An 11,177-nucleotide genomic window follows, 5' to 3' on the forward strand; every position below is an offset into this window, starting at 1 on the left:
CTCAGAGAGGCATCACGCCAACGCCTTCTCGACGATCTCGCGCACGTCGCGCGACTTGACCTCTGCGGCCACTTTCTCGAGTGCCGCGCGCATGCTGTCGCGCAGCGCCGGCGTGAAGCGTCGCCACAGTTCGAGCGAGCGCGCGAGGCGCGCGGCCACCTGCGGATTGAGCGCGTCGAGCGCGATCACCTGCTCGGCCCAGAATGCGTAGCCGGAGCCATCTGCCGCGTGGAACTGTGCGGGGTTGGCCGCGCAGAAGCTGAAAATCAGCGAACGCGCCCGGTTTGGGTTCTTCAGGTTGAAGGCCGGATGCGTCATCAGCTTGCGCACCGTATCGATCACCGGATGTCGTGCGCCGCCGCGCTGGGTGGCCTGCAACGCGAACCATTTGTCGATGACGAGCGGCTCCTTCTCGAAGCGTCGATAGAAGTCGTCGAGCGCGTGCTGCGCCTCGGGGCTGCCGCCTTGCGGCGCGGCCGCGTTGAGCAGTGCCGACAGCGCGGCCGCGCGGTCGGTCATGTTGTTCGCGGTTTCATATTGCGCGGCCGCGACACGCACGGCGTCCGCGGAGTCGTCGAGTTCGGTCAGGTACGACAGCGCCAGATTCTTCAGCGCGCGATGACCGGCGGCCTCGGGCGTCGTTTCATAGGCGCCTGGCGTGCGATGCTGCTCGTAGACCTTCAGCCAGTCGTCACGCAGCGCATTCGCGAGGCGCTTGCGCACGAACTGCCGTGCCGCGTGCACCGCGGCCGGATTCGATTCGGCCATCTGCTCGGCGAGATACGCTTCGGACGGCAGCATCAGTGCGAGTTCGCGGAACGCCGGCGACAGCGTCTCGTCGGTCAAAACGCGCGCGAATGCGGCGACGACCGAGTCGTCGAACTGCAGCGCCGCGCCCGTGGCCGCGCGCGCGGCCAGCGCGAGCAACTCGCGCGTGGCAAGCCGCTGGCCGGCTTCCCAGCGGTTGAACGGATCGCTGTCGTGCGCGAGCAGGAACGCGAGCTGTTCGCCCGTGTAGTCGTATTCGACGATCACCGGCGCCGAGAAATTGCGCAGCAGCGACGGCAGCGGTTCCTGCCCGACGTTGACGAACGTGAAGGTCTGCTCGGTCTGCGTGAATTCGAGCACGCGCGTGGTCGACTCCGACGCGTTCGCCTCGCCGTCGAACTGCAGCGGCAGATCGCGGCCGTCCTTGCCGATCAGACCGATCGCGAACGGAATCAGCAGCGGCCCCTTCTGCGTTTCGCGCGCGGCCGGCACGGCATCGCCGTAGCCCTGGCGCAGTGTCACGCTGTAGCGCTGCTGCGCGGCGTCGTAGCGCGTGCGCACCGACACGCGCGGCGTGCCGGCCTGGCTATACCAGCGCTCGAACTGCGCGAGGTCGCGGCCGTTCGCGTCGGCGAGCGCGTGACGGAAGTCGTCGCAGGTCACGGCCTGGCCGTCGTGACGCTTGAAGTACAGGTCCATGCCGTGGCGAAAACCGTCGCGGCCGAACAGCGTCTGATACATCCGCACGACTTCCGAGCCTTTCTCGTAGACGGTCATCGTGTAGAAGTTGTTGATCTCGACGTAGCTTTCCGGGCGCACCGGATGCGCCATCGGGCCCGCGTCCTCGGCGAACTGCATCTGGCGCAGCACCCGCACGTCCTCGATGCGCTTGGTCGCGCGCGCGGCTTCGTCGGTGGCGCCGCCCGCCATGTCGGCCGAGAACTCCTGGTCGCGGAACACCGTCAGGCCTTCCTTGAGGCTCAGCTGGAACCAGTCGCGGCAGGTCACGCGATTGCCGGTCCAGTTGTGGAAGTACTCGTGGCCGACCACCGCCTCGATGTTCGAGAAGTCGGTGTCGGTGGCCGTTTCGGGGTTCGCGAGCACGTACTTCGTGTTGAAGATGTTGAGCCCCTTGTTCTCCATCGCGCCCATGTTGAAGTCGCTGACCGCGACGATCATGAAGCGGTCCAGATCGAGCTCGAGCCCGAAGCGCTGTTCGTCCCAGCGGATCGAGTGGATCAGCGAATCCATCGCGTGACGGGTCTTGTCGAGATCGTGCGGCTCGACCCAGACCTGCAGCAGCTTTTCCTTGCCTGAGCCGGTCTTCACGCGTTCTTCGAGCGCGACGAGCTTGCCCGCGACGAGCGCGAACAGATAGCTCGGCTTCCTGAACGGGTCTTCCCAGCGCGCGAAATGGCGGCCGTCGGGCAACTCGCCTTGTTCCAGAAGATTGCCGTTCGACAGCAGCACCGGATAGTCGGCCTTGCTCGCGCGCAGCGTGACCGTGAAGCTCGCCATCACGTCGGGGCGGTCGAGGAAATAGGTGATGCGGCGAAAGCCCTCGGCCTCGCACTGCGTGAAGAAGTTGCCGCTCGACACATACAGCCCCGACAGCGTGGTGTTTTCCGCGGGATTGCAGATGCTGGTGAGGGTCAGCTCGAAGCTGTCCGGCACGTCGTCGAGCAGCAGGCCGTGCTCGTGGGGGTGCGCGTTCGGGAATGGCTTGCCGTCGATCGCGGCGCTGACGAACTCCAGTTGCTCGCCCATCAGGTCGAGATGCGCGGCGCGCGACGCATCCGGGTTGCGGCGAACGCGCATCGTGTTCCTGACGACCGTGCGTTCGGGGACCAGATCGAACTCCAGTGCGACGGTGTCGATCAGGAAGGCGGGCGGCGCGTAATCGGCGCGGCGGATCACATTGGGCGTTGCGGTATCGGCCATGGCGTTCTGTGGTGGTGTACTCGAGCGGTCGGGCGCGCAAACGGCGCGCGAGCCGGGCTTGGTCGACTCATTGTACAAAGCCTCGGGCAATCGTGCGGAAGGGAAGGGGGCCGAGTCTCGGCGCCGGGTAGCGCTGCCGCTTTCGACGGACAGGGGAAGAACCTTCTACCGGCTGGCGAGGTCAGCGTATTATCGGGCACCGCGCGTGGCGGAGCGCCGGCATCGTCCGCCGGGCAGCGGATCGCGCGACGGAATAGTCTCGACTGAAGCAGAGTTTTAACTGAAGCAGAATAGATGCAATCAGAGGCATCACGAGGCAGACCATGAACATCGATCGATGGACCCGCCGCGTCGCGCTGCTGTTCGTCGCGCTGACGGCGCTGCTGTCCGGCTGCACGACCTACGTGACCACGCAGGTCACGGCGTTCTCGGACTGGAGCGGAAGCGACGCGACGCGCACCTATGCGTTCACGCGGCACGAGGATCAGAAGAACAATCTCGAACTGAGCGCGTACGAGCGGATCGTCGCGAACGAGCTCGCCTTGCACGCGTTCCGCGAAGTCTCGCACGACGACGCGCGCTATCTGGTCGAGCTCGCCTATGGCATCCGCTCGGACATCGTAACCGTCGCGCAGCCGGTCTACTACAACCCGTGGCCCGGTCCTTACTGGGGCCGGCCGTTCGATCCGTGGGGACCGTGGGGGCCCTTCCCGGCGACGTACGTGAACCAGAGCTACCCGGTGTTCACGCATCTGCTCGGCATCCGGATCACCGAGCGCGCGAGCGGCCGGGAGGTCTACAACGTCACGGCGCGCAATGTCGGCGAGGAGTCGTCGCTGGTGCGGGCAATGCCATATCTGGCGCGTAGCGCGCTGGCTGATTTCCCGCTGGCCAACGGCGCGGTGCACACCGTGAAGATTCCGCTCGGCGGCGGTGGCGGCGCGGACGCCAACGAAGTGTCGCTGCCGGCGGCCACGCCCCCCGCGGGCGCGGCGTCGGCGCCGAAGGCCGCGCAGTAGCTCAGACCCCGACCCCGAACAACGCCATCGCGCCCAGCACGACGAACATCACCGCGGCGATGCCGTGCACGAGCCTGGTCGGCAGACGATGCGCGAAGCGGTCGCCGAGCAGGATCGCCGGCACGTTCGCGATCATCATGCCGAGCGTCGTGCCGGCCACCACGCCGAAGAAATCGTGAAAGCGCGCGGCGAGGGCGACCGTCGCAATCTGTGTCTTGTCGCCCATTTCCGCGAGGAAGAACGTGACGACCGTCGCGCCGAACACCCCGAAGTGCGTGCGGTTCGTGTTGGCTTCCTCGTCGTCGAGCTTGTCGGGCACGAGAATCCACAGCCCCATGCCGATAAACGACGCCGCCAGCGCCCAGCGCATGATGGTCGGCGTCAGCATCGAGCCGAGCCACGCGCCGAGCGCGCCGGCTCCTGCGTGATTGATCAGCGTCGCCGTGAGCACGCCGAGAATGATCGGCACGGGCTTGCGATAGCGCGCGGCCAGCACGAGCGAGAGCAGTTGCGTCTTGTCGCCGATCTCGGCGAGCGCGACCGCTCCGGTCGAAATCAGAAAAGCTTGATTCACGTTGAATGGATTCCTCGGGCCGAAGATGAACGAGCGACGACCCACGACACGCCGGGCCCTGTTGCGGCGCGTGTGGATCATCGGTCTCGCCAGGCCAGAGGCTGCGACTGCCATGGCCGTGCAGGCCAAGTCTGTTGACAGGCGCCCCCGCGAACCACACGTGCGACGCACCGGCGAAGCGGTGCGGACGTGCCGCGGGGCGGCTACTCCCCAATGAGGGCCGGAGTATAGCAGGCGCGGGCGCATCGTTGCCACGAATGTTGTTTGCACGGACGACGCGGCGTCGGTGTCTTCGCTCTGCGGTGCATTCGAAGAAAGACGAATGAAAGGTCTTTCGTCGGTTCCGGCGGCATTGTCGCGCCAGCGCCGACGCACGAGATCGCCTTCCGGTGCGGCGTCGGGGCCGGTCTTGTCAAATCGTCTAACAATGTGTTGCGTGACAGGCGCGGATACAGATGGATACGTCTTTCCTCGCCGATCTGATTCAAAATACCCGGTACTATTCGGCCACAAAAGGAGCCTGAGCCGCTATCCACTACACCGATTGTCAGGGGCGCCTGACAAATCGGGCCCGATCGCCGGTGCTGCATTCCCTGACAGGCAGACTGGTCGGTCCCGGGTTGGAACTTCCCGATCCGCGCGGCGGCGCTCGCCGTGACGGCTGTGTATTCCGTCAGGCGCTTGAGCCCCTTCCCCGTTTCCACGCGCGAACACCAATATGCCCGATCTGCACTGGACCATTCCGGTCGGTCGCTGGTCTAGCTGGCCGGCTACCTCGTCTGCCGCACCCGATATCGGCTTCATCGAGCCGATCGTGCGGCGGCGTCTCAGCACGCTGTCCAAGCTGGCGCTCAAGGTCGCGCACGACTGCGTCGCGCAGGAACCCGCGCGCGTGGTGTTCGCTTCGCGGCACGGGGAGTTGCGGCGTACCACCGACATCCTGCGCAGCATCAGCGCCGGCGAGCCGGTATCGCCGACCGCCTTCAGCCTGTCGGTGTTGAACGCGATGACCGGCGTGTTCGGGATTGCGCGCGGCGACCGCTCGGCCGCGAGCGCGGTATCGGCTGGAGCGCAGACGCTCGGTTATGCGCTGCTCGAAGCGTACGCGCAATACGCGACGCAACCGAATGCGCCGGTGCTGCTCGTGTATGCCGACGAACCGGCCGATCTCGCGTACGGCACGATCGAAGACGAAGTGCACGGCGGTGCGATCGCGGTGTTGCTCGACAAAGATGCGTCGGCTGGGCACGTTGTTTGCTCTTTGGCCCGCGCTGACGAGGAGGTGGCCGAGCAACGCGGCGACCCGCGATCCGCGTTGAGCGACGCCCCGAGCTTTGCGACCCAGAGCCAGGCGCTGCTGCACTGCCTCGAAACCGGCCAGCCCGCGCGCTGGCAGCGCGCGGGCGCGCTGTGGCACTGGAGGTGGGATGAGCGCGCGGCTTGATTACGCGTGGCGTTTTTGCGCGACTGGCCTCGCTTTCGTCGCGTTCGGCGTGTGCGGCGTGCTGTTTTCGGTACTCGTGTTTCCGCTCGCGTGGCTGTGGCCGCATCGCGCGTCGCGGCAGCGCGCGGTGACCGTCGTGATTCACCGGTTCTTCCGCGCGCTCGTCGCGGTGCTGCGCGGTCTCGGCGTGATGGAACTCGAAGTGTCCGGCGCCGAGGCGTTGTGCGCGGGCGGGCCGGCGATCGTCGTCGCGAATCACCCGACTTACCTCGACGTGATGGTTCTGCTGTCGTTGACGCCGCGCGCGTGCTGCGTCGTGAAGCACGCGCACTGGCACAACCCGTGTTTCTGGGGCATCGTGCGCGCGGCCGAATACGTGAGCAACGCGGACGCGATCGCGCTCGTCGAGGCCGGCGCGAAGCAGCTCGCGGCCGGCTATACGATGATCATTTTTCCGGAAGGCACGCGCAGCCCGGCGCCGAACCGGCTGCACGCGTTCTCGCGCGGATTCGCGCACATGGCGCTGAAGGCCGGCGCGCCGATCGTGCCGGTACTGATGGATTGCGATCCGCCCGCGTTCACGCGGCAGATGCGCTGGTACGACGTGCCGGCGCGCGCTTTCCGGATGCGCGTGAACGTGCTCGCGCCGCTTGGCGTCGACGAGCTGGCCGCGCACGACACCACCGCGGCCATCGCGGCGCGCAGCGTGACGAATGCCGTAGAAGCCCACATTACCCAGCACCTGTTCGACTATGGATTCTTTAAAACTGGAAATTAAGAAGCTTCTGATCGAAGCCCTCGATCTCGAAGACCTGAGCCCCGCCGATATCGACGACGACACCCCGTTGTTCGGTTCCGACGGCATCGGTCTCGATTCGATCGACGCGCTCGAAATCGGCATCGTGCTGCGCAAACAATACCAATTGACCATCGTGGCGAACGACGAACGCACCCGCGAGCACTTTCGCTCGATCAACACGCTTGCCGCGTTGGTCGAGAGTCAGCGCGAAGCGGCGCATGCTGCGAACGAAACCGCAAGGAAGGGGGTTTAATCGTGACCGAGACTGAGATTCTTGAGCGCATCCGCGCGATCTTTCAGGAAAATTTCGCGATCGAGCCGCAGCGCGTGACGCCCGACGCTCACCTGTTCGAAGACCTCGATCTCGACAGCATCGACGCGGTCGATCTCGCCATCAAGCTGCAGGAGATGACCGGCCGCCGCATCAAGCCGGAGAACTTCAAATCCGTGCGCACGGTCGGCGACGTGATCGGCGCGGTCGAATCGCTGCTCGCGGCGCAAGGCTGATGCCGGTCGCGCACCCGCGCACGCAGATGTCGCAGCCAAGTCCCGCCGCAAGCGAATCCGGCGCGCGGCCTCACTGGAGCAGGACCGTCCTGCAGGTGCTGCTGAAACTCGCTTACCCCGCCCTGATCTTGTGCGCATGGCGCTGGGACGCGCCGCGTCTCGTCGGCGGCATGCTGCTGGTGACTTTATGGCTGCAGCGCTGGGCCGGTGGCGGTCCGGTTGCGATGTCGCTGCGGCAGCTTTCCACGCTCGACTGGAGCGTGGTGGCGATGCTGAGCTGCGCATCGGCGACGATCGTCGTCACCGATAGCGAGCTGCTGCTGCGCTTCTATCCGTCGCTCGTCAATCTCGGTTTGCTGATCGCGTTCGGCGCGACGCTCGTGCGCGGGCCGTCGATGATCGAAAAATTTGCGCGCCTCGGCAGTCCCGATCTGCCGCCGGGTGCGGTGCGCTATACGCGGCGCGTGACTCAGGTCTGGTGCGTTTTCTTCGTGCTGAACGGCGCGTTTTCCGTCTACACCGCGCTCTTTTGGAGCCGCGCGGCCTGGTCGCTGTACAACGGCGCGATCGCCTACGGACTGATCGGCGCGCTGCTGGCGGGCGAATACGTATGGCGACGTCTGTTCGTGCTGCCGCGCGCCGCGCGAGCGGATTCGGAGGCCGCCTGATGCTCGCGTTGCACGATCTGTTGTCGGCCGATCCCGCGCTTGCGACGTCCGCCGCACCGGTGTGCCGCGATGGCGCCGTGCTGCTCGATCGCGCGGCGTTTCGCGCGCGCGTCGAGGGCTTGATCGAGCTCGTGCGAACGCCCGACGCGCGGCGCTGCGCGCTCTGCATCGACGATCCGTTCGAGTTCGCCTGCGCATTGTTCGCGCTGTTCGCGTGCGGCAAGGAGCCGGTGATTCCGGCCAATGCAACGCCGGGCTATCTCGCCGATCTCGCGCACGCCTACGACTTCCTGCTGACGGATGCGGATCTGCCGCCGTTCGTCGCAGCGACACATCGCACGGCTCACACCGCCCACCCGATCGACGCCCATGCGCCGATGACGCTCTACACATCCGGCAGCAGCGGCACGCCGAAGCCGATCCGCAAGACGCTCGCGCAATTCAACGCCGAAGTCCACACGCTCGAACGGCAATGGGGCGCATTGCTCGGCGACGCGACGATGCTCGCGAGCGTGCCGCATCACCACATCTACGGTTTGCTGTTTCGCGTGTTGTGGCCGCTCGCGGCTGGCCGCGCGTTCGATCGCGCGATCGGCATGGAGCCGCTGCAACTGCAGGCGCGCATCGCGCAATGCGGCGCGACGGCGGTGGTGTCGACGCCCGCGCAGTTGTCGCGTTGGCCCGCGTTGCCGGGCTTCGCCGCGCTTACGCCCGCGCCGCGCGGGTTCTTTTCGTCGGGTGGCCCGCTCGCGGCCGACGCCGCGCTGGCCTATGCGGCGAGCTACGGCGCGGCGCCGCTCGAAATCTACGGCAGCACGGAAACCGGCGGGATCGCGTGGCGGCGTCAGGATCAGGGCGACGCGTGGCAGCCGGTCGCCGGCGCCGAGGTGCGCCGCGACGACGACGGCGCGCTGTGCGTGCGCTCGCCGCATCTCGACCACGACGGCTGGCATCGCACCGGCGATCGCATCGCGTTCGATGCCGACGGGCGCTTCCGCTTGCAAGGGCGCCTCGACCGCGTGCTGAAGCTCGGCGGCAAGCGCGTCTCGCTGCCGGAACTCGAGGCGCGTCTCGCGCTGCATCCGTATGTCGCGCAGGCGGCGCTGGTGCTGCTCATAGGCGCGTCGCGCGAACGCGTCGGCGCGGTGGTCGCGCTGACCGAGGCGGGCGGCGCTGCGTTGTGCGACGAAGGCCGCGTCGCGCTGGCGAAAACGCTGCGCCGGCATCTGGCCGATTACTTCGATGCGGTCGTGCTGCCGCGTCATTGGCGTTTTCGCGTGAGCCTGCCATTCGACGCGCGCGGCAAGCTGCCCGCGAGCGCGGTTGCGGCCGCGTTCGCGCCGCTCGCCGAGGGCATGGAAGTGCTCGCCGAAACGCGCGTCGGCGACATGCGCGTCGGCGACATGCGCGTCGGCGACACGCTGCACTACGTGCTGCGCGTGCCGCAGTCACTCCGGCATTTCGCCGGCCACTTTCCGGGTCTGCCGATTCTGCCGGGCGTCGTGCAGGTCGACTGGGCAGCGCGGCTCGCGGCCGGGCATTGGCCGCGCGTGCGAGAGGTGGCATCGGTCGACCGCCTGAAGTTCATGGCGTCGGTGTCGCCCGGTGCGGTGCTCGAGCTCACGCTCGCCTATGATGCCGCGCGCCGGCGTGTGCAGTTCGCGTATCGGCTCGACGGACGCGAATGCGCGTCGGGCTTGCTCGTGCATCGGGAGGACGCGTGATGACGTTCGCGCCCTGCATCGTCATTCCGATCTACAACCACAAGGACGCGATCGGAGCGAGCGTCGCGCATCTCGCGGTGCACGGCCTGCCGATCTTCGTCGTCGACGACGGCAGCGACGCGCCGACCCAGCGGGTACTCGCCGCGCTCGCGCTTCAATACGCGCAGCAGATGACGCTGCTGCGTCTGCCGGCAAACGGCGGCAAGGGCGCGGCAGTGATGGCGGGCCTGCGCGCCGCGCGCGCCGCGGGCTACACGCACGCGCTGCAGATCGACGCCGACGGCCAGCACGATGCGACCGACGTGCCGCGCTTCATCGATGCCGCGCGCGCCGAACCCGGCGCGGTGATTCTCGGCCGTCCGGTCTACGACGACAGCGTGCCGAAGGCACGTCTGTACGGGCGTTATCTGACCCACGTGTGGGTGTGGATCGAGACGCTGTCGCTGACGATCCGCGATTCGATGTGCGGCTTTCGTCTGTATCCGCTCGCGCTCGCATGCGAGCTGATCGACAGCGTGCGACTGCCCACGCGCATGGACTTCGACATCGAGATCCTCGTGCGTCTCTACTGGCGCCGCGCCGTGTTCCGCTCGATCCCGACGCGCGTGACCTACGCGGCCGACGGAGTGTCGCATTTCGACGTGCTGTGGGACAACGTCCGAATCAGCCGCAGCCATACGCGGCTCGTGTTCGGGATGCTGTGGCGTCTGCCGATGCTGCTCGCGCACAAGCTGATGCCGCGCCGCGGCGCGCTGGCCGACGCCGCCGATGAACCCCGGCCGGAAGCCTGGTGGCGCATCGCCGAACGCGGCAGCCGCCTCGGCATGAGCCTGCTCGCGCTGAGCTGCAAGCTGTTCGGCCGCCGCTTCACCGCGCTGTGGCTGCATCCGGTCGTCGCGTATTTTCTGCTGACGGGCCGCGCGGCGCGCGCCGCGTCGGACAACTACTTCGCGCATCTGAGCGCGGTCGCGCCGTCGGCGGATACGCCGCGCCCGGGCTGGCTGTCCGCGTATCGCCATATGCTCGCGTTCGCGCAATCGGGCTTCGACAAGCTCGCCGCATGGACCGGCCGCGTCGACGACACCGACGTCACGTTCGACGATCCTGCGGCGTTCGAAGCACTGATCGCGAGCGGCAAGGGCGCGCTCGTGATCGGCGCGCACCTCGGCAATCTGGAGATGATGCGCGCGCTCGCCATCCGCGGCGAACACGCGAAGGTCACGGCGGTCGTCTACACCGGGCACGCGCGCCGCTTCAATGAGGTGCTGGCGGCGTCGAATCGCGACTTCGCGCGGCATCTGCTCGAAGTCGGCGACTTCGGTCCCGAGACGGCGGTGCTGATGCAGCAGCGCATCGATGCGGGCGAACTGCTCGTGATCGTCGGCGATCGGGTGCCGGCGCGCGAGGCAGGACGCACCACCGACGCGCAATTTCTCGGCGCGAGCGCGCGGTTCGCGCAAGGACCCTACGTGCTCGCGCATGCGCTCGGCTGTCCGGTCTACCTGTTCTTCTGCCTGAAGGAAAGCGACGGTTACCGCATGTATTTCGAGCCGTTCGCCGAGCGCATCGAGCTGCCGCGCCGCGAACGCGCGCAGCATCTGGCAGCGTGGGCACAACGCTACGCGCTGCGCCTCGAACACTATTGCCGCAAGGCCCCTTACCAATGGTTCAATTTCTTCGATTTCTGGGCCAGCCCCGAGCGAGGCGCAAATGGCCGACCATGACCTGAACGA

General features: G+C 67.1%; 10 protein-coding genes and 1 riboswitch. Of the genes, 8 read left to right on the top strand and 2 right to left on the bottom strand.

From position 1 onward, the window contains the following. Nucleotides 1-12: 12 nt before the first annotated feature. Nucleotides 13-2,709, bottom strand: a complete 2,697-nt coding sequence (gene pepN / locus HDG33_RS12990; RefSeq protein ID WP_184027416.1) for an aminopeptidase N — start codon at nt 2,707-2,709, stop codon at nt 13-15. A gap of 323 nt (nt 2,710-3,032) precedes the next feature. On the opposite strand from pepN, the gene HDG33_RS12995 reads away from it, so the two are divergent. Next, nucleotides 3,033-3,728 (top strand): DUF4136 domain-containing protein, encoded by a 696-nt coding sequence (locus tag HDG33_RS12995; RefSeq protein ID WP_184027419.1) that lies wholly within the window; start codon nt 3,033-3,035, stop codon nt 3,726-3,728. A 1-nt stretch (nt 3,729) separates the two neighbouring features. Here the strand turns inward: HDG33_RS12995 and HDG33_RS13000 are convergent, their stop codons facing one another. Next, entirely contained in the window at nt 3,730-4,302 is a 573-nt protein-coding gene (locus HDG33_RS13000) for a TMEM165/GDT1 family protein (protein ID WP_184027431.1), read from the bottom strand. 11 nt (nt 4,303-4,313) lie between these two features. Then, a riboswitch (yybP-ykoY riboswitch) is annotated at nt 4,314-4,526 on the bottom strand. 494 nt (nt 4,527-5,020) lie between these two features. Between HDG33_RS13000 and HDG33_RS13005 the strand changes: the two genes are divergently transcribed. Genes HDG33_RS13005 through HDG33_RS13035 form a run of 7 tightly spaced genes read left to right on the top strand, consistent with a single transcriptional unit; the run spans nt 5,021 to nt 11,168 of the window. Next, the gene (locus HDG33_RS13005; protein ID WP_184027435.1) at nt 5,021-5,746 is read left to right on the top strand and encodes a beta-ketoacyl synthase chain length factor; all 726 of its coding nucleotides are present in this window, start codon (nt 5,021-5,023) and stop codon (nt 5,744-5,746) included. Next, nucleotides 5,730-6,524, top strand: a complete 795-nt coding sequence (locus tag HDG33_RS13010) for a 1-acyl-sn-glycerol-3-phosphate acyltransferase (protein ID WP_184027438.1) — start codon at nt 5,730-5,732, stop codon at nt 6,522-6,524. Before HDG33_RS13005 ends, HDG33_RS13010 begins: the two co-directional genes overlap by 17 nt. Then, nucleotides 6,499-6,798, top strand: a complete 300-nt coding sequence (locus HDG33_RS13015; RefSeq protein WP_184027441.1) for a phosphopantetheine-binding protein — start codon at nt 6,499-6,501, stop codon at nt 6,796-6,798. Before HDG33_RS13010 ends, HDG33_RS13015 begins: the two co-directional genes overlap by 26 nt. Before the next feature lie 2 nt (nt 6,799-6,800). Then, nucleotides 6,801-7,052, top strand: coding sequence for an acyl carrier protein (locus HDG33_RS13020; RefSeq protein ID WP_013090186.1), 252 nt, complete (start codon nt 6,801-6,803; stop codon nt 7,050-7,052). Then, nucleotides 7,052-7,720, top strand: a complete 669-nt coding sequence (locus HDG33_RS13025; RefSeq protein WP_184027446.1) for a hypothetical protein — start codon at nt 7,052-7,054, stop codon at nt 7,718-7,720. The genes HDG33_RS13020 and HDG33_RS13025 overlap by 1 nt, the downstream gene beginning before the upstream one ends. Beyond that, nucleotides 7,720-9,444, top strand: coding sequence for an AMP-binding protein (locus tag HDG33_RS13030; protein ID WP_184028737.1), 1,725 nt, complete (start codon nt 7,720-7,722; stop codon nt 9,442-9,444). Before HDG33_RS13025 ends, HDG33_RS13030 begins: the two co-directional genes overlap by 1 nt. Continuing rightward, the gene (locus HDG33_RS13035; protein ID WP_184027457.1) at nt 9,444-11,168 is read left to right on the top strand and encodes a glycosyltransferase; all 1,725 of its coding nucleotides are present in this window, start codon (nt 9,444-9,446) and stop codon (nt 11,166-11,168) included. Before HDG33_RS13030 ends, HDG33_RS13035 begins: the two co-directional genes overlap by 1 nt. Nucleotides 11,169-11,177: the final 9 nt, after the last annotated feature.

Origin of the sequence: Paraburkholderia sp. Cpub6 (assembly GCF_014201065.1) — a bacterium.
GTDB classification, from domain to species: Bacteria; Pseudomonadota; Gammaproteobacteria; order Burkholderiales; family Burkholderiaceae; genus Paraburkholderia; species Paraburkholderia tuberum.